17 protein-coding genes are annotated in these 18,682 nt (G+C 61.5%); 2 read left to right on the top strand and 15 right to left on the bottom strand.

The window, feature by feature from the left end; genetic code table 11:
• Nucleotides 1-15: 15 nt before the first annotated feature.
• The 9 genes from MHY22_RS07380 to MHY22_RS07340 all read right to left on the bottom strand — a co-directional run bounded on the left by MHY22_RS07380 (nucleotide 16) and on the right by MHY22_RS07340 (nucleotide 10,567).
• Nucleotides 16-834: a hypothetical protein gene (locus tag MHY22_RS07380; RefSeq protein ID WP_239278748.1), complete on the bottom strand. Its 819-nt coding sequence runs from the start codon at nucleotides 832-834 to the stop codon at nucleotides 16-18.
• A 141-nt stretch (nucleotides 835-975) separates the two neighbouring features.
• On the bottom strand, nucleotides 976-3,561 hold the full coding sequence (gene secA, locus MHY22_RS07375; RefSeq protein WP_239278747.1) for a preprotein translocase subunit SecA: 2,586 nt from the start codon (nucleotides 3,559-3,561) through the stop codon (nucleotides 976-978).
• A gap of 225 nt (nucleotides 3,562-3,786) precedes the next feature.
• A complete protein-coding gene (hpf, locus tag MHY22_RS07370) occupies nucleotides 3,787-4,431 on the bottom strand; it encodes a ribosome hibernation-promoting factor, HPF/YfiA family (RefSeq protein ID WP_239278746.1) in 645 nt (214 codons plus the stop codon).
• Between the two features lie 144 nt (nucleotides 4,432-4,575).
• Nucleotides 4,576-5,115, bottom strand: coding sequence for a ComF family protein (locus MHY22_RS07365; RefSeq protein WP_239278745.1), 540 nt, complete (start codon nucleotides 5,113-5,115; stop codon nucleotides 4,576-4,578).
• 123 nt (nucleotides 5,116-5,238) lie between these two features.
• Entirely contained in the window at nucleotides 5,239-6,972 is a 1,734-nt protein-coding gene (gene lpqB / locus MHY22_RS07360) for an MtrAB system accessory lipoprotein LpqB (protein ID WP_239278744.1), read from the bottom strand.
• Nucleotides 6,973-6,974: 2 nt separating this feature from the next.
• A complete protein-coding gene (mtrB, locus tag MHY22_RS07355; protein WP_255718148.1) occupies nucleotides 6,975-8,753 on the bottom strand; it encodes an MtrAB system histidine kinase MtrB in 1,779 nt (592 codons plus the stop codon).
• A gap of 68 nt (nucleotides 8,754-8,821) precedes the next feature.
• Nucleotides 8,822-9,514, bottom strand: a complete 693-nt coding sequence (gene mtrA, locus MHY22_RS07350; RefSeq protein ID WP_005322406.1) for an MtrAB system response regulator MtrA — start codon at nucleotides 9,512-9,514, stop codon at nucleotides 8,822-8,824.
• Nucleotides 9,515-9,517: 3 nt separating this feature from the next.
• Nucleotides 9,518-10,132: a dTMP kinase gene (locus tag MHY22_RS07345; RefSeq protein WP_239278743.1), complete on the bottom strand. Its 615-nt coding sequence runs from the start codon at nucleotides 10,130-10,132 to the stop codon at nucleotides 9,518-9,520.
• 81 nt (nucleotides 10,133-10,213) lie between these two features.
• Nucleotides 10,214-10,567: a DUF4259 domain-containing protein gene (locus MHY22_RS07340; protein WP_179387511.1), complete on the bottom strand. Its 354-nt coding sequence runs from the start codon at nucleotides 10,565-10,567 to the stop codon at nucleotides 10,214-10,216.
• Between the two features lie 247 nt (nucleotides 10,568-10,814).
• On the opposite strand from MHY22_RS07340, the gene MHY22_RS07335 reads away from it, so the two are divergent.
• Entirely contained in the window at nucleotides 10,815-11,603 is a 789-nt protein-coding gene (locus tag MHY22_RS07335; RefSeq protein WP_239278741.1) for a hypothetical protein, read from the top strand.
• A 242-nt stretch (nucleotides 11,604-11,845) separates the two neighbouring features.
• Here the strand turns inward: MHY22_RS07335 and manA are convergent, their stop codons facing one another.
• Together manA and MHY22_RS07325 are read right to left on the bottom strand one after the other, a co-directional pair.
• Nucleotides 11,846-13,075, bottom strand: coding sequence for a mannose-6-phosphate isomerase, class I (gene manA / locus MHY22_RS07330; RefSeq protein WP_239278740.1), 1,230 nt, complete (start codon nucleotides 13,073-13,075; stop codon nucleotides 11,846-11,848).
• Between the two features lie 6 nt (nucleotides 13,076-13,081).
• Nucleotides 13,082-14,104 (bottom strand): exopolyphosphatase, encoded by a 1,023-nt coding sequence (locus MHY22_RS07325; protein ID WP_239278739.1) that lies wholly within the window; start codon nucleotides 14,102-14,104, stop codon nucleotides 13,082-13,084.
• Between the two features lie 41 nt (nucleotides 14,105-14,145).
• Between MHY22_RS07325 and cobA the strand changes: the two genes are divergently transcribed.
• Nucleotides 14,146-14,883, top strand: a complete 738-nt coding sequence (cobA, locus tag MHY22_RS07320) for a uroporphyrinogen-III C-methyltransferase (protein ID WP_239278738.1) — start codon at nucleotides 14,146-14,148, stop codon at nucleotides 14,881-14,883.
• Between the two features lie 105 nt (nucleotides 14,884-14,988).
• On the opposite strand, the gene MHY22_RS07315 is transcribed toward cobA, so the two are convergent.
• The 4 genes from MHY22_RS07315 to MHY22_RS07300 are packed head-to-tail and all read right to left on the bottom strand — an operon-like array spanning nucleotide 14,989 to nucleotide 18,654.
• Nucleotides 14,989-16,038 carry a sulfite exporter TauE/SafE family protein gene (locus MHY22_RS07315; protein ID WP_239278737.1) on the bottom strand — a complete coding sequence of 350 codons (1,050 nt, stop codon included), beginning with the start codon at nucleotides 16,036-16,038 and terminating at the stop codon, nucleotides 14,989-14,991.
• Nucleotides 16,032-16,718: a sirohydrochlorin chelatase gene (locus MHY22_RS07310; protein ID WP_239278736.1), complete on the bottom strand. Its 687-nt coding sequence runs from the start codon at nucleotides 16,716-16,718 to the stop codon at nucleotides 16,032-16,034. The genes MHY22_RS07315 and MHY22_RS07310 overlap by 7 nt, the downstream gene beginning before the upstream one ends.
• Nucleotides 16,719-16,729: 11 nt before the next feature.
• Nucleotides 16,730-16,981, bottom strand: a complete 252-nt coding sequence (locus tag MHY22_RS07305) for a hypothetical protein (protein ID WP_005322420.1) — start codon at nucleotides 16,979-16,981, stop codon at nucleotides 16,730-16,732.
• Nucleotides 16,978-18,654: a nitrite/sulfite reductase gene (locus MHY22_RS07300; protein ID WP_239278735.1), complete on the bottom strand. Its 1,677-nt coding sequence runs from the start codon at nucleotides 18,652-18,654 to the stop codon at nucleotides 16,978-16,980. Before MHY22_RS07300 ends, MHY22_RS07305 begins: the two co-directional genes overlap by 4 nt.
• Nucleotides 18,655-18,682 lie beyond the last annotated feature (28 nt).

The raw sequence follows: 18,682 nt of genomic DNA, 5'->3' as shown, positions 1-18,682 counted from the left end.
GGCAGGGCTTAGCGCCTAGGAAAAGAACTGGCCCAGGTGAGAAAGGATGTCGGACCAATCGAGCGCGGACCATCCGAATCCGGCGGCGCTGGTCAGCGCCGCTAAACCGGTGGCTAGGAGGCCGCCTTCAAAGGCGGATAGACCGGAATGCTCGTCCGCCGTCGCATCCGCGGGCACGGATCCTGCAGTATGGTGCGACGCGGCGGCCCACTCTAGGGGTGCATTGACCTGCTTGGTGATGGTGACAATATCGCGCAGCGCCGCCGCATAGGCCGGAAACTCATATGGGAAGGCGGAGCCTGTATCCCCGATGGTCGGCAGCTGGGCACGCGGAGAGGGCGCCGCTTTGCCGGAGGGGGCCTGCGGCACTTCCTTGGTAAACTCACCCAGCTCGGCGCGAATTACCGCCTGGGCGTAATTGGCGCCCAGCATATCGAGGTAGTCCAGTACGGCCGCTTCGGTGTACTGCTTGCCGTCTAGGGATTGCGTCCGCTCCTCTGGCTCCCACGGGAAGTCCAGCGGCGTGGAATAGATATTGCCATCGGTACGCGCGGTATTGAGCCGGGCTTTGCCAAAGTAGTACTCGAAGGCGGCGTCCGCCTTATCCTGGGACAAAATTCCATCGGCCACCAATGCTTCCTTGCGCTGGGTAGCAATGGCCAGGATGGCCGCAGCTGCGTTATCCTGCTCAATTTTTTCGCCCGAATCCAAAATGATGCGCAACGAGGTGGCAGAATCACGCTGCGCCTCATAGGCCACGGCCGGCGTGGCGCCACCGAGCAAGGTGGCAGACAGGAGCGTCGTAATACCGAGACGCAAAGAGCGGCGGCGCATCGTCAGTGGAGTTCCTCACAGGAAATAAGCAGGATGGACAGGTTCCTTATATTCTACTCATTCTTTCCTGAAAAGAAACCCGCCCCGCTCCCACTATCACAAGCGGGGGCGGGGCGGGGTTGGGAAGAAGGACGCCGAAGCCTAGGCTTCTACGGTGCCCTCACCGGTGCCGGAAGCGGTAGCAGCGGATTCGCCGGCCTGCTCCTCTTCCTGCTGCTTGAACTGCTTGCGCAGCATAAACAGCTGGCGGACGGTCTCTTCCTTCACGCCATCGTTCATGGCGTTGAACATCTCGCCGCCCTCCTTCTGGTACTCCACCAGCGGATCGCGCTGCGCCATCGCACGCAGGCCAATGCCCTCCTTGAGGTAGTCCATCTCATAGAGGTGCTCGCGCCACTTCTGGTCAATAATCGGCAGAATGACCATGCGCTCGGTATTTCGCATCTGCTGCTCGCCGCCAATAGCGGTTACAGATTCTTCGAGCTTGTCGTACTCATTATTGGCGTCCTGCACCAGGGCGTCGCGAAGCTGCTCGGCAGAAAGCTCGCCTGGGGAACCATACTCGGAGCCTTCCACCAGCTCCTCATGGGAAATGGTGGGGCCGTAGAGGGAATCCAGCGCATTCCACAGTGCGTCTAGATCCCAGTCCTCGACGTAGCCGGTGGAAGTAGCACCGGCGACATAAGCGGACACGGTGTCATCAATCATGCCGCGAATATTGTCCTGAATATCGCCGGCATCAAGGATGTCGTGACGGGTAGCGTAGACCACCTTGCGCTGCTCGTTGAGCACCTCGTCGTACTTAAGGACGTTTTTACGCATCTCAAAGTTCTGGTTCTCCACCTGCGCCTGGGCGCCCTTGATGGAGTTGGAAACCATCTTGGCCTCGATGGGGACATCGTCCGGAACATTGAGGCGGTTCATCATGTTTTCCATGGACTGGCCCACGAAGCGCACCATCAGCTCATCGCGCATGGACAGGTAGAAGCGGGTCTCACCCGGGTCACCCTGGCGGCCGGTACGACCACGCAGCTGGTTATCAATGCGGCGGGACTCGTGACGCTCAGTACCCAGCACGTAGAGGCCACCGGCCTCGCGTACCTGGTCACCCAGCTTCTTGGAGCGCTCCCTCTCGGAATCGATTTCTGCTTCCCAGGCCTCCTGGTACTTCTCTTCATCCTCGAATGGATCGAGGCCGCGCTCGCGCAGCTTCTCATCGAGGATGACCTCAGGGTTGCCACCGAGCACGATATCGGTACCACGGCCGGCCATATTGGTAGCCACGGTGACGGTGCCGGGGCGGCCCGCACGGGCGATGATCTGGCCCTCTTCCTCGTGGTGCTTAGCGTTAAGCACGTTGTGCTTAACGCCGCGCTTAGACAGCAGCTGGGACAGGTACTCGGAGCGCTCCACGGAGGTGGTACCGACCAGAACTGGCTGGCCGGACTCGACGTGCTCGGCGATATCGTCCACTACGGCAGCAAACTTAGCTTCCTGCGTCTTGTAGATGCGGTCAGAGTGATCGGCACGCTGATTCGGCTTATTGGTAGGAATCGGCACCACATCCAGGCCATAGATGGAGTGCAGCTCGGCAGCCTCGGTTTCTGCCGTACCGGTCATTCCGGAGATCTTCTCGTACAGACGGAAGTAGTTCTGCAGGGTAACGGTAGCCAGAGTCTGGTTCTCGTTCTTGATCTCCACCTGCTCCTTGGCCTCAATGGCCTGGTGCATGCCCTCGTTGTAGCGGCGTCCGGCCAACACGCGGCCGGTGAAACCGTCCACGATCATGACTTCGCCATTGCGAACGATGTAGTCCTTGTCGCGGGTGAACAGCTCCTTGGCCTTCAGGGCGTTGTTCAGGTAAGACACCAGCTGGGAGTGCTCGGGGGCGTAGAGGTTATCGATACCGAGCTGATCCTCTACGAATTCCACGCCCTCTTCCAGCACGCCGATGGTGCGCTTCTTGTGGTCCACCTCGTAGTGAATGCCCTCGCGCATGCGCGGGGCCAGCTGGGCGAAGACGCTATAGAACTGGGAGGAACCATCTACCGGACCGGAGATGATGAGCGGGGTACGGGCTTCATCGATAAGAATCGAGTCAACCTCGTCCACGATGCAGAAGTTGTGGCCGCGCTGCACCACATCGTTGAGGGAGCGGACCATGTTATCGCGCAGGTAGTCAAAGCCGAGCTCATTATTGGTGCCGTAGGTAATGTCGCAATCGTAGGCAGCCTTGCGCTCTGGCGGGCGCATCTCGGACAGGATGACGCCCACGGACAGGCCAAGCCAGCGGTGGACACGGCCCATCATCTCGGCGTCGCGCTTTGCCAGGTAATCGTTAACGGTGACGATGTGGACGCCCTTGCCGTCAAGGGCATTGAGGTAGGCCGGCAGCAGCGAGGTCAGGGTCTTGCCCTCACCGGTGCGCATCTCGGCGACGTTGCCGAAGTGCAGGGCCGCACCGCCCATGATCTGCACGCGGTAGTGCTTCTGATCGAGGACGCGCCAGGCAGCCTCACGGACGGTGGCAAAGGCCTCGAGCAAGATGTCATTCATCTCTTCGCCGTCTCGCAGGCGAGTCTTGAACTCGTCGGTCTTTGCCTTAAGTTCGTCGTCCGAAAGCTCCGCGTACTCATCCTCAAGGGCAATTACATCGTCTGCCATTTTGCCCAGGCGCTTGACCGTACGGCCCTCGCCCGCGCGCAGCAGCTTGGAAAGTCCAAACACGGTTAGTTAGTCCTTCTAGTCGCGACAATAAAGTTAACTCGTCGCTATTGTACTCACTCGCTTTCACAAAGCATCTCCCGCCTAGCACAAAGGGCGGGCGCACAGCCTCCGTTCAGCCTGTATATCCCCCGCAACCTGCTTGCCGACGCCCCCTCCCCTAACCACACATTCGACCCCGCTGCATACTCGCAGCAGGGTCGTTAGCTAAGAGAAGTAGAAGCTTCTTTAAGCTTCAGCGTCTTCCGACAGGGAGATAATGCCGTAGTCGTAGGCGTGGCGGCGGTAGACCACGGACGGCTTATTGTTCTCCTCGTTGACAAAGAGGAAGAAGTCGTGGCCCACCAGCTCCATCTCGCTCAAGGCATCATCCACGCTCATCGGGGTAGCCGGGTGCTCCTTGGTACGCACGATCTGGCCTGGTCGAACGTCCTCCACGGTCTCAGCATAGGGGTCGACGTAACGCTCTTCTTTTGCGCGCTCAGCCTCGGCTTGCGCAACCATTTCAGCGGCAATCTCGCCGGTGCCCTTTTGCGCCCGGTGACCACTCTTGACGTTTTCACGGCGCACCTTCACCTTGCGCAGGGAGCGTTCCATCTTGCCCAAGGCGGTTTCAAGCGCTGCGTAGAAGGAATCTTCCTTGGCTTCGGCGCGGGCAATGTGCCCCTTACCGGTAGCGGTAATCTGAATGCGCTCCGCTTCGGAGTCACGACGCGGGTTTGGTTCGTGCTGTAGCTCCACATGGAAGAAGGTCAGGGTGGGGTCAAGGCGTTCAATCTTGGCCAGCTTGTCATTAACTCGCTCTTGGAAGTGTTCGGGAACCTCGACGTTGCGACCCGTAATCGTTACCTGAGCTTTGTTTGGCTGGGACATTGAGATGCCTCCCTTGAGTAGTGGGGACTAGAATCAATCACAGTAACTATCTCTCTGTGACACTCCTCATGATAGCACTGGTTATGACCTGAGAGGGTGGTTTTCTATCCGCTCCCCCACCTCGAGGGTAGGAAGGAGCCCTATCTAGGCATCCGCAAAGACCAATGCCCCGCAGACTTCTACACCCGTGGCCTGCAGGGCGGCGATGCTGGCGGCAAGGGTGGCGCCGGTGGTAATGACGTCGTCGGCAAGCAGCGCAGGCGCCCGAGCAATAGGCACGCGCACGCGGACTCGGCCCTGCAGGTTGGCCCACCTATCCTGCGCGTTGAGCTCGGACTGGTCCGCGGTGGACTGGCCCATAGTAAGCGCCGCGCACACGCCCACGCGCTGGTGCTGCGCCGCGGCGTGACACACAGCGGACACCGGATCTCCCCCGCGTGCCCGCGCCGAACGCGGCCGAGTAGGCGCGGGAACGAGGGTGTACTCGCGCGGGATATCGCCGCGGGCGCTCAAATGAGCCAGCCCGGCCGCGAAGACGGCCCCCACATACTCGCGCACCGGCCGATTGCCACGCTCCTTCATGCCAATGATGATGCGGCGGCGAATATCGGAATAGGGGCCGAGAGCATAGACAGGCGCGCCCAGCGGCCGGCGTCGCGCCACCATGTAGGGCGGCTGCCGCAAGTGATAGCGGCACTGTGGGCACAAGACCTCACCCGGCGCGCCGCACCCAGCGCACGCACGCGGAAAAATAAGCTCCCCCAAGCCCATACTTGCATCTCCCCAGCCGCACAGGCCCTCTGGCGGCTAATTAGAAACGATAGGGGAAGAACGCCGACCCTGCAGGCCGGAGACCTCGCGCCAATTGGTTTCGTCCATGACGGTGGAAGGAAGCTCCAGCATTGCGTGCGAATCAGTAATAAAGAGCTTCGTGGGCGAGGTTGCCACGGCCACCACGGGGGCGGTGATATTACCGGTAGGCATGGTCGACGCCGAAGAACCATCCTGCTCAATGCGCCAGACGGGCGACTGGCTCGAGGAAGTACCCACGATGAGCGAGCCATCCGCATTCCAGTCCAGCGATAGTGCCGAACCGGATACTTCGGGGCCAACCTCGCGGGCGTTGACGATGCGCTTATCGCCGCTGCTGGATTGAGCAACGGCCGCGATGTACACGTGGCCATCAATAATCATGGCCACGCGCGCACCGCTATGGGACAAGCGGATGACGGAGATTTCGCCCTCGATATCGTCGATGCTGCGGGCATCCACCTCGGATTCGGAGATGCGACCTGTAGTCTTGGAACGCACCACGCGCACGATGCGATCGCCATCAACCACGGTCCAGGCGGCTTGCCCGTTGTACTCGAAGGTCGGCCGTGCCAGTGTGGGGCCCTCCACCGAATCCTGCAGTTGGCCGTCAAGCTCGCCTATCTGCAGCGAGAAGTCATTATTGGATTTGCGGCGCACTGCCGCAACGAGGCCGCTATCGGCAACATCCACGGATTGCACGTCGCCGCTACTGCCCAGAGTGGACTTGACCGGCTCGGCCACGCCATCGTCCACCTCGAGCAGGTTGCCCTCATTGAGGGCGTAGAGCTTAGACAAAGAGGTGCTGCTTTCCTCCGGGTTATAGTCCGCGAAGTCATCCACGCTCAGGCTATCCATACCCTCCACCAAGTCACCGCCATCGGCTTTGACCTTGAAGGGGCCGGTATGGCCGGCTTCCGTGAGCGTCCACACTAGCTGGGCTGCAAAGAGCGTGCGATCTTGGGCGTCTAGGTCAGCAAGGCCCTCGAATTGGTAGCCCTGTTCGCGGTCATAGCCGGCGAAAGTGACATTCTCCCCCGCTGCCCGCCGGGTAGCGGGCGCAATGCTAGATGAAGGTCCCTCCATCAACAGCGTAAGGAGCGTCGACTCCGATTGTTCGCCGCCCTTATACAGCCAGCGGCGGTCTGGAACCAGCACATCGTTGCTCTGCTTAAAGAAGTACAACGATTGCGGGGTGTAGTGATTGCGCATTTCATTGCGCTCCATTACTACTCCGGCCGGCAAGCCATCGACGCGCCACCTATCGTCTTGCATCTTCATGTAGATGACGGCCTCGTAGCCCTCATTTTCCGGCACGTACGCACCGCCGGATTTCAGGCGGCCGATGATGGTGCCGCGCACCGTGAAGGCGCGCTCATTATCCCTCGAGCTTTGCTTACTAGCGGGCGCGGTAACGATGTCCAAGCTATCGACCACCATCACGTCACCGCTGGCGTCCCAGGCTTCCCGGGCGTTATCCGTCAGAAAGCCGCGCGCGACCTCATGGTCGTTTCCCGGCACGGCGGAAGCCTGGTAGAAATCGCGCAACGTCAAGTCAGGATCATCGCCCGGTTGCGGTGCAATGACTTCTTCAGGGCCGTCCTCTTGCTGTTGGTAGGTACCGACTACTTGCGGGCCGGTGTTATTCGGCAGCGTGGAACAACCGCTGACGAAAAGCACGGCCGCTGCGGTGCCGACAACCGCGGTCTTGCGATAGTTCGCTCTCAACACGCTTACTTCCTCCTACCCTCAAAGTCCGGGGCCTTATAGGCGCGCCTGTCTGGGGCGGCCGCGCCGCGGTTAAGTTCGCGTTCCGAAGGCCAGAGGATGCCATCGCCCTCCGCCTCGCCATCGGTGCCTTTTTCGCTCTTGTCGACGTGCGGCGAGCTCATGCCCGAGGAAATGGCCGGCGTTGCCGAGGCAGGCCCAGCATCCGGCGCGGCGACGCCAGTGTCCTGTGCTTCTGGAGCTTCAGCTTCGGGTTCTGCCAGCTCGCTACCGTCCGCAGTGCTGGTGACGGGTGCGCCGGGAATCTCCACAGCGATGGGGGCCTCGCCCACCTCGGTATTCGGGGTCCGCGGAATGATAAGGCGGAAGCGAGAACCAAATCCCTCGTAACCGGTGGCATCTAGCGTGCCGCCGTGCAGGACGGCATCCTCGCGGGCGATAGCCAAGCCCAAACCGGTGCCGCCAGAATGGCGTTTGCGGGAAGAATCCGCACGCCAGAAGCGGTTGAATACCAGCTCTTCCTGGCCAGGTTTTAAGCCCACGCCATGGTCCGTAACGGTAACGCCCACCGCAGTGTCCGTGGCTGCGATGTCTACCGCCACTGGATTGCCCTCCGAGTGGTCAATGGCATTGGCCAGTAGGTTGCGCAAGATGCGCTCAAGGCGGCGGGAATCGGCCTCGACTCCGATGCGCTCCTCCGGCAGGTTGAGCTGGACCTCCACGTCGAGCTCGCGGGCCAAATGCTCCACCTGCCCGTAGGCCGCCTCCACACACGAGCGCAGATCAATGGCTGCCGTAGACAAATCCGCCACACCAGCATCGTGGCGAGAAATCTCCAGCAAGTCCGCGAGCAATTCCTCGAAGCGGTCGAGTTCGCTCGACATCAAGCGGGAAGCGCGCTGGGCGCCGTACGGCAGGCTATCGCTCTCCGCCTCAATCATGTCCGCGGCCATGCGCACGGTGGTCAATGGGGTGCGCAGCTCATGGGAGACGTCAGAAGTAAACTGGCGCTGCAAATCGCCGTACTCCTCCAGCTGTGCAATTTGGGAGGAAAGCTTATCGGCCATGTTATTGAAGGACGCGGCCAAGCGACCCATCTCATCATCGCTATCGACGGCCATGCGCTCCTTCAAATGACCCGCCGCCAAGCGCTGCGCAATGCGCGAGGCCGAGCGAATTGGCGTAATTACCTGCTGGGTAGCTAGCCAGGCAATGCCCACCAGCAGCACCACGACGACCACACCGGCCGCCGAAAGCAGACCGCGCATCAACGCCATGGTGGATTCTTCCGATTCCATGGACAACGCCAAGTAGACCTGCGTATGGGGAATATCGGTATCGGTAGGCGTGCCTACCAGCAAGGCGTTGTAGTGATCACCATTTTCGCGCGGCGCCGGGAAATACTGCTGCGCAATCTGGCCTTGATCCACCATCTCCCGCAACTGATCCGGCACCGGGAAATCCTCGGGCGAAGTGGTAACAGAGCCATCCTGGTTTTCCACCACGATGACTGGCTCATAAACCGTCTGGGTATCGCCCGGCTGGGCGGAGAGCTGGCCCAACGCAGCACGCGCAGAGTTAATACGTACCTGGACGGAGTTAGCAGAACTGGTGGCATCGATCTGCTGTTCCACGGCCGTGCGGGCGCGCTCCAGCTCCTGTTGGGCCACGTCTTCTTTCTGGCTGACCAGGCGCTGGGTGAGCACGGACACCAACGCGTAGGCCAAGATGATCATGACCACCGAGGAGGCGACCAAGATCATGCCAATGACGCGCGCCTGCAAAGAGGTGCGCCACGTTGTAATGAAGGCGTCTCGAATGCGCCTTAGCCGCTCAATGATGCCGATGATCCTTACTCCCCGGCGCCGGCCTTGCCGGTCTTATACCCCACACCGCGCACGGTCAGCACAATCTGCGGATCTTCCGGATCGTGCTCGATCTTGGCACGCAGGCGCTGGACGTGCACGTTTACCAAGCGGGTATCAGAAGCATTGCGATAGCCCCACACGGATTCCAACAGCGATTCACGCGTGTGTACTTGGCCGGGGCGGCGCGCCATCTCCAGCAGCAGGTCAAACTCCAGCGGGGTCAGGTTCAGCTCGGTGCCATCGGTGCGGCGAACGGTATGTTCCGGCACATCAATGACAAGGTCCGCAACCTCCAGGATTTCAGATTCCGCAGAATCGGTGCGACGCAGGCGCGCACGGATGCGGGCGATGAGTTCCTTGGGCTTGAATGGCTTGGTGATGTAATCATCCGCGCCGGATTCAAGGCCGAGTACCACATCAACCGTATCGGTCTTGGCGGTCAGCATAACGATGGGCACGGAGGATTCACGGCGGATGGCACGGCAAATATCTACGCCGTTCATGCCCGGAAGCATGAGGTCCAACAGGATGAGGTCCGGCTCGTGCTGCTCAAAGGCAGGCACGGCGTCATTGCCGTCCATGACCGGAATGGGCTTGAGTCCTTCGGACTCGAGCACAATGGTCAGCATCTCTGAGATAGCCGGATCGTCATCGACAACCAAAATCTTGGGCGCCACGTTCTATTCTCCTACAAGGTCTTTTATCGCTGAAATAATAGTATCCGCATCGGCGGTAGCGATCCAGCGTCCACCCCAGCCCGCATCTGCCAAGCGCCGGTAGGCTGCGGCGGTGCGTTCTTGCAACCCACCATCGCGTTCGTAGCGGTCGCGTTCCCGGCTGGCGTCTGCTTGGGCTCGTGCCTGCGCTCTTTCCGACGCCACCTCTACCGCCGTATCCAAATACACCTGCAGGTCCGCCTCCGGCAGGCCGAGGGTGCCAAATTCCAGATCGCGCACCCACTCCATCACCGCATCGTCTTCGAGCCGCGCCGCCGAATACGCGGCATTGGAAGCCACGTAACGATCCAGTAGCACCACAGTGTCGGATTCCTTGGCGCGCTGCAGCTGGTCCTTTACGCCATAGCGATCCAACGCGAATAGCGTCGCCATGGCATAAGCCGAATCCGTGAGGTCACCCATCTTTCCATAGAGTGCCTTCTGCGCTAGCTGCGCGTGAATCGAGTCTGCATAGCGCGGAAAGGCAATAACCTCTACGGGCCGGTCCAACGACTCCTTAAGTGCGGAGACCAATGTATTTTTACCGGCACCGTCGATGCCTTCGATGCTGATCAGCATTGGTGTGGGCTATCTTCCCTTCTGTTATTTCACCCGCGGGGCCGCTCTCGCACGGCCGCTGCCGCGGGCAGCAGGTTCGGCTTAGGACAGGGCCTCAATGAATGGCTCGAGGTCATATTCTTCCTCGACGTTTTCAAGCACCTCGAGGGCATTTTCCGTCAGGGTCTCGCTACCAGAGCCCACCAGTTCCCTAATATAGGGGTAGTCTTCGACTACTTCACCCGCGCTAAAGGGCGCACCAGCCCAAATGGCAGCAATGGTGGCCGCCGCTTGAGCATTCTGCTCCTCTTCTTCGCTGAGTTTTGGCTTGCTGTGCGCGACCTCGCAGGCATCCTCGACGGCGCGAATTACCCCTTCTTCATCGAGGTTTGCCATCTCGTCCAAGAAATCGACGTTGAGGTCCGTGCTGAAAATATTTTCGTCCCAAGTACTCACTTTTTGACTCCTTCGGTGCTTTCAGCGCCATTTATACACGCTTTCTTAGTGAAAGAAAGAAGACGATGAAAAGGTTTGCATGGCCTTCTACGCCCGTGAACTGCCTTTTTGTGTACTTATCACAGAATTGCGACGCCGTCGCAATGTTTCCCAAACATGATAGTCTCGTTACCAACTTGTTACCGGGGCGCTGTATCGCCCTCCTCCTTGGGCTGAAACCGCCCACCTCATAGAAAGGACAGCCACGATGAAGCCAGATTCGCGCCGCGTCTACGTGTTCATTGTGGCCGGACTGATCGCCGCGGCCGTCGTCGGAGTCGCCGTCTGGCGCATGAGCTCGCCAAGCGCCAACTATTCCAATGCCGCGGATCAGTCCGCGACCACCTCCGTCTCCCCGACCCACACCGCAGCCGAGGAGACCACCACTTCTTCCACGGACCGCTCTCCCTCGAAGAAGCACTCCTCGCGCACCACGACATCTACTGCCTCATCCGGTGATGCCAAGCACCAGCAGCCGCACAACAACGATCCGTTTCTCGCCCCTAATGCGGTAGTGCGCCCACAGGCAGCAACCCAGCCCACCAAGGTCTACCGTCCGGAGAATATCTCCCCGCAGGGCACCGCCTCGCAGGGCAATACCACCACCCAGGGTGGTCAGGGCACCGGCCAGGGAAATCAGCGTCTAACGCCTGATTACCCGAGCAACCAGAACGGCTCGCAGGCTACTGGTGCCCCGCAGAGCAACCAGGGCGGCACCACCCCGCCGGCCACCACTGGTCCGTCCACTCCACAGCCCTCACCTGAGGCACCTGCCGCGCAAGATAACTCGGGCAAGAATTCCAACGCTCCGGCCCAGGAACCAGCTGGCACGGAGCGACCCGAGGCCGAGAAGGCGGAGCAGGAACAGCTCACCGGCCATGCCGCTGCAGAGCGATCTTCCGCCGATCAGAACCAGGAGCCTACCGACTTGGTGCCAACTAAGCAGGCACCGGCCACGGCCCAGCAGGCTCCGAGGGAAGCGGCGCCTACGCGCTAATTCGGAGCCGGTTCTCGGCGTAGACGAACAAAACAAGCACGTTTCCTCGATTTTAAAGGCAGAAATCGGGGAAACGTGCTTGTTTTGTATGCGCTGGAACGCGGTAGTTACGACGCAGCCACAATGTGCGCCAAAAATTGGGCGGAGCAGACCGCAACGCGGCCGTAATGAAGACTGAAAAGCACGCTTCGCCTGAAACCGGAGGACGGCGGCGAAGCGTGCTTGTGTGGACTAAACGCGGACTAGGCGCGGGCGACGAAGAGGTCGGCGGCGTCGGATTCCGCAGTAGCGGTAACGAGGCCCTCGGAGGCTGGCAGCCAGACGGCCTGGCCTGGAGTCACGGTGAGGGTCTTGCCCGCAGCATCGGTCAAGGTTACGGAACCTGCGGTACACAGGGCGATGGTCGGGCCATCGTAATCAAGCTCCACAGAAGACGAACCGGTAAGCTCCACGCGATCCAGCAGGAATTCCTCGATGGGTACCGGGTAGGACCATGCGGCGGCATCGTGGACATTGTCTTGGGCGGACTTATCTTGTTGCTGCACACGCGGCTCATCGGCAGCAGCGTACGTCAAGACCTTGACCAATTCTGGAACGTCCACGAACTTAGGCGTCAGGCCACCGCGCAACACGTTATCGGAGTTCGCCATGATCTCCACGCCGAGACCCGAGACATAGGCGTGAAGCTGACCGGCATCCAAGTAGACGGCCTCACCGGGCGAGAGCTCGATGTGGTTGAGTAGCAATGCGCCCAGCACACCGATATCGCCTGGGTAGCGCTGGTTGAGATCCAGCACCGTGGACATGACGCGGGACTTCCAATCGGCTGGGTCGGCGGCGATCAGGCGCTCGCCAGCGGCAACAATGGCGGAAATGAGCTCCTTGCGCTTGGCAGACGGAATGGTAATCCATGTGGTGAAAAGGACGCGCAGGTTAGCGGACTCGGTGGTTGCCGAGGGGTCGTCGTCAAGCATGGCAACGTAGTGGTCCAGCTCCGGGCACTCGAGGGCGGCAAAAAGCTCGCGGGTGCGCGCCAAGGGGCGGAAGCCGGCCATGGCATAGAAATCCGTGAGCGCGACAATGAGCTCAGGCTTGTGATTATCGTCCTTGTAATTGCGATTAGACGCGGTGAGCTCGATGCCGGCGGCGTTTTCGCGGGCAAAGCCCTCTTCCGCCTGCGCCTTTGACGGGTGGGCCTGCAAGGACAGCGGCTCCTCGGCCGCAAGCACCTTGAGCAGGAAGGGCAGGCGCTCGCCGTACTCGGCAGATACGCGGCTGCCTAGCTGCCCTGCCGGATCCTCTGCAATGACCTCATTGAGCAGTCGACCATCCACCGTGGAAGGGTCGCCGGGGTGGGCGCCGAACCACAGCTCTGCGACGGGCTTATCGGCATCGGGCTGGCCCTGCAGGTGCGGGATAAGGGAACGCGAGCCCCAGGAATAGTTGCGGGTGGCGCTGTGCAACAGCTGCATGTGTTTCTATCCTTTAGAAATCTCGTAGGCGGTCGCGGCAAAACTCCGCGTAATAAGCTGCAGTGAGCGGGCAAGGTGCCCTAGGCTCGGCTCCGAGTCGATGCTGCGCACTGCAAGCGAGTTGGGCAGGTTCGCCTCTTCCTGCCCCCAGAAAACCACCTTCAAGGGTACCAAAGCACCCTCGGCACCATCGCCATCAATGAAGGGGTCATAGAAGAGATCATTAGCCGGGGAACTATCAGAATCCCGGTCGAGCGCGCGACGCAATTCGGCTGGGTCCACATAAGCGCTCGGCAGGCCGTGTACGGCCCAGATGGTCGTAGCCATGCGGGCCACGAGGGCGTCGAGCTGCACGTGCTCGCGACGATCGGAATAGGAGTACGGGTCGAGCACGCAGGAATGGATGATGCGGGCGCCGTCAATAAACTCGCGCAATTGGCGGCCCGGATTAGTAGTGGCATCGCGCTCGGGAGAAAGCTGCGCAAGCTCGCGGTCCACGGCCGCCGCAAGGTCCTCGAGGGTCTCCTTCACCGCGGTCGGGCCCTGATAGAGCAGGCAGCACAGCGCATGCAGGGCGGCAATGCTGCGCGCGGGCGAGCTCCCCTCGGTCGTCGGCAAGCAAGGGGTGACGAGCGTATCTTCCGGGCAGTCCTCCACCAGCGGACCCTTGGCCGGCCCGATGAGCACGGTGGTGGCACCGCGCTGGCTGGCAGTAATGAGGGCGCGCGACGCCCAATCGCACTCGCCGGGCTCGCCGACAACCACCACCACGTCCAGAGCCCCCACGTAGCGCGGGAGTGATTCAGTGACCACAATCGGGATCCGCAGCGGCTCGGCTAGGCCAACTCCCAGGTGGGCGGCCTGGCGGGCAATCGCGTCGGTGGGGATAATGACAAGCGAGCGGGGATTGAGCCCACTGAGCGCCTCGCCCCAGCGCTCCACTTCTCCGGCCACCAGGCGGATTTGGGCGCCTTCGTGCGCCACATCAAAAAAGCGCACGGTTTCGGCGTCATAATTACCGGTATCCATGTGGCCCAAGCATAGTCGGGCGCCCACTAAGATGAAGTCCTATGACTTCCGCACAGATTCATCCCGTAACCCTGATTGGCGGCGGCCCCGGCGCGTGGGACCTCATTACCGTGCGCGGCATGCGCGCCCTGCAGGATGCAGAGGTTATTCTTGCCGATCACCTGGGACCTACGGCGCAGCTCGATAAGCTGTGTGATATTTCTTCCAAAGAGCTTATTGACGTCTCTAAGCTCCCCTATAAGAAGTCAATCTCGCAGGAAAAGATCAACGAGCTGCTCATCGAACACGCCCGTGCCGGCCGCAAGGTGGCCCGTCTTAAGGGGGGCGATCCTTTCGTCTTTGGGCGCGGCTTTGAAGAGGTGCAAGCGCTGGCGGATGCGTCTATACCCACCACGGTCATTCCGGGCGTAACCTCCGCCATTTCCGTTCCTGCGGCCGTAGGAATCCCGGTAACCCAGCGCGGCATCGTCCACGGGTTCACGGTGGTCTCCGGCCACCTTCCGCCCGGCCATGAGAAGTCCTTGGTGGACTGGGCAGCGCTCGCCCGCTCTGGCGCCACGCTGGCTGTCATCATGGGCGTGAAAAATGCCCCGGCGATTGCCAGTGCGCTTATCGGAGCCTCCCTCTCCCCCTCCACTCCCTGCGCCATCATCCAAGAGGGCACGCTTTCTACCGAGCGCGCCTATCGTTGCACCTTGGGCACCTTGGCGCAGACGATGGCCAAGCACGAGATCTCCGCGCCAGCGGTCTACGTCATCGGCGAGGTGGCCGGGCTGTAGCACCCTCGAGGCCTTCCGGGTCCGCGAGGCCAACTTGTGGCCGCGCTCTACCCCACCGCAGTTGGGGTTTGGTCCGTATCGTGGCCAAAGGTCGCGGCGGAAGTGCTACGCGCGGTCAGCAGCGGGGCTTTCGGGCGCCTTATCCTGCACGATGGTCACGCCGGACTTGCGCGAACCGTGGACGCGGTGGGCGGCAGCGACGCGCTCCGGATAATCCGGGGCATGGAAATCAGCATGGGCGGCTTCCTCAGCGTTTTCGGCTTCCAATTCCGCCGCACGCGCACGCCTGGTGCGCAACGCGCCACGAATGGTGGCCGCTACACCAGCCGCGACCACGATCGCGATGGCAACGGGGGTAACTGCTGCAGGCACTGCCCAGCCAAAGTACGTCTCGGCACCGCCGATGACTTTGCTGATATTCAGGCCCACGATGGCCGTGCCCACCAGTCCGCCGAGCAGGACGGGGTTGATGCGGGAGATAAGCCACGCAGCGATGGGCGCGGTGATAGCGCCACCGATAAGCAAGGCAAGGACTGCGGCCAAGTTGGCGACAATATCGTGCCAGAGCCCCACGATAAAGCCTGCGGTAGCGCCGAAGGTCACTAGGAACTCAGCGGCGTTGACCGTGCCGACGATGCGGCGCGGCTGCTCCCGGCCGATAGCCATGAGCGTGGAGGTCGACACCGGGCCCCAGCCGCCGCCACCGGTGGAATCGACGAATCCGCCCACAAGGCCAAGTCCGGCCAGAAACGGCGTGGAGTGGGTGCGCTTATAGGCGGAGCCACGGCGGCGTGGTTGGGAGAAGCGCCAGATGAGGTTGGCGCCGATGCCCACCAAGATGAGTGCGGTCACCGGCGCGGCCGCCGCGGTGGAGATATTCGACAGCAACGTAGCGCCCAAAAAAGCGGCGATCCCACCCGGCACACCGAGACGGACCACGGTTTTCCAATCCACGTTGCCGAAGCGCGCGTGGCTCAATCCGGAGATGGCCGTGGTACCAAGCTCGGCGGTATGAACGACGGCCGAGGCCTGCGCGGGACCGAGACCCGCCAACAACAGCATCGTGGTAGACGTGACGCCAAAGCCCATGCCGATACCACCGTCCACGAGGTTGGCGGCCGCACCGGCGAGCGCAATGAGGATGAGGGTTAGCATGGCGCGAACACCTCCTGTGCGGCGCGGCGGGCGTGGTGAAAGCGATCTGCAACGAGGCCCGCGAGATCAGTGCCGAGAGGGCGGTCTACGGTCGCGGGAACGCCCGCCAGCCGGTCTAGGAGCAGGCCCTCGGTCACGAAGAGCGGAATAACGCGTACGCGAGAGGGGTCTTGATGCTCGCGGCACAAGGACACGATCCCTTCGCGACCACCGCGGGTGGCGAATTCCACCGCCGTGGGCACGCCGGTGAGCGCGAAGGTGCGGTGGGCTAGCTCACGGATGGCATCGTTAGCCGCGGTATCGGAGGAACCGACGGAGTAGATGACCACATGGGCATCGCCAGGCCGGGTACGGGAGGCGAGCACGCGGGCGAGGTCCTCGCCGGTGCCGAGCCCAGGGGCAAGGTGGAGGGAAAGGTGGGAGGTTTGGGAGGCGTCGGCAAGCGCGCGCGGGACGTCCACGCGCTGGTGGTAGCCCTGGGTAAAAAGCAGGGGAACCACAATGGCCTCGGTCTCCCCTAGCTGGGCGAGCTCGAGCGCGGCCGTGGTGAGGTCGGGCTCGTTGAATTCCAGGTGTGCGGCGCGGGCTGGGCGCAGGCCGGTGGTCTGGGTCAAACGCTCAATGCCGGCCGCGGCGCCCGGATGCCGCGAACCGTGGGACAGGGTAATAAGTGCGGGCATGGGGCGCATCCTTAAGCCTGCGGTGCCGTGGAGTGTCCGCGGCGGGCAAGCGAGCGCTTTAGGGCCTCGTTGGAAGACACGGCCGGTGCGGGGGCTACCGGGGCATCGTCTTGGCCGTGGAAGCGCACGGAGAAAATCCGCAGGCACTCCTGGCACTTCCAGGCAAAGTCATCCTCCTCATCCGGGAAGAGGTCGGTGCCTGCGCAATACGGGCAGAAGCTGGGGTGGTTGCGGTTGGGGTTGGGCTGGCGGCGAAAATTCACTGCAGGTCCTCCTCCTTGGCACGCAAGACCCAGTGGCGGAATTGCTCGCCGTCCTCGCGCTGCTCTTTGTATTTATTGACCAAGCGAATGACGTACTCGGGCACCTCATCGGCGACGACCTTGTGGCCGCGCAGCTTACGGCCCCAGTCCGGGGACAGGCCAAGGGCGCCGCCCAGGTGGACCTGGAAGCCCTCGACCCGGTTGCCCTCGGAATCGGTAACAATCTGGCCCTTCAGGCCGATGTCCGATACCTGCGAACGCGCACAGGCGTTGGGGCAGCCGTTGAGCGCGATGGAAATCGGCACGTCCAGATCGCCCAAGGTGTCTTCCAAGATGTCTACCAACTCAATGGCGCGGGCCTTCGTGGTCACGTGCGCGAGCTTGCAAAATTCCAGACCGGTGCAGGAGATGACGCCGCGGCGGAATTCGGACGGCTGGGAGTACAGTCCGGTCTCATCCAACGCGCGGGAGAGCGCCGGAATGTCTTCTTCCTCCACATCGAGGAAGAGCAATTCCTTCATCGGGGTGGTGCGGATGCGGCTGATGCCGAACTTTTCGGCCACATCCGCAATGGCGATGAGCTGCTCGCCGGTGGCGTGGCCCACGGTAGGTTTGACGCCGACGTAGAACTTGCCATCCTTCTGGCGGTGCACGCCCAAGTGATCGCGGGAGCCAGGCTCGACCTCCAGTGGGATGCCATCCAACAGCGGCTTGTCTAGGTATTCTTCCTCCAGCACTTGGCGGAACTTTTCGATGCCCCACTTGGCTACCAAGAACTTCAGGCGGGCACGATTGCGATTGCGGCGGAAGCCGTAGTCACGGAAGATGCCGACCACACCGGCCCAGACCTCCGGCACGCGCTCTAGGGGAACCCAGGCGCCGAGGGACTGCGAGAGCATCGGGTTGGTGGATAGGCCGCCGCCAACGAAGCAATCGAATCCTGGGCCGTACTCGGGGTGGTTCACGCCCACGAAGGCAACGTCTTGAATCTCATGCGTGACGTCCTGACGGGAGTTGCCGGAGATAGCGGTCTTGAATTTGCGCGGCAGGTTATGGAATTCCTCGCGCGGCAGGTAGTTATTCTTAATCTCTTCGATGGCTGGGGTGGCATCGATAATCTCGTCCTCGGCCACGCCGGCAACTGGAGAGCCTAAAATGACGCGCGGCACATCGCCGCAGCCCATGAGCGTGCTCAGCCCCACAGACTCGAGCTTGTCCCAAATGGTGGGCACATCCTCGATTTGAATCCAGTGCAACTGGATATTCTGGCGGTCCGTAAAGTCCGCCGTGGAGCGGGCATAATCGCGCGAGATCTCACCGACGGCGCGCAGCTTGGCAGGATCGGCACGGCCACCGTCGAAGCGCACACGCATCATGAAGTACTCGTCCTGCAGTTCCGCGTTAGATAGCTTGGAGGTCATCTCACCGCCCAAGTTCTGGTTGCGCTGTGTATAAAGGCCCAGCCACTTAAAGCGAGGGGCTAGGTCATCGGCTGGGATAGAGGAAAATCCCTGCTTGGAGTAGATATCGATGACGCGCTGCTTGGCAGAAAGCCCGCCGTCTTCCTGCTTAATTACCTCATCGTTATTGAGGGGCTCGGTGCCGTCAATCTTCCATTGGCCTTCGGGCTTTTTAGCGCGGGGCGTGCGCTTGGTATTAGTCGCGGTGGTCATGGTGTAGATCTCAACCTGCCTTTCCAAA

The sequence above is a fragment of the Corynebacterium sp. ACRPO genome (assembly GCF_022347205.1).
Taxonomy (GTDB): domain Bacteria; phylum Actinomycetota; class Actinomycetes; order Mycobacteriales; family Mycobacteriaceae; genus Corynebacterium.
Note: the sequence above shows the minus strand (reverse complement) of the source record. Positions and strands in the feature narration are given on the sequence as shown.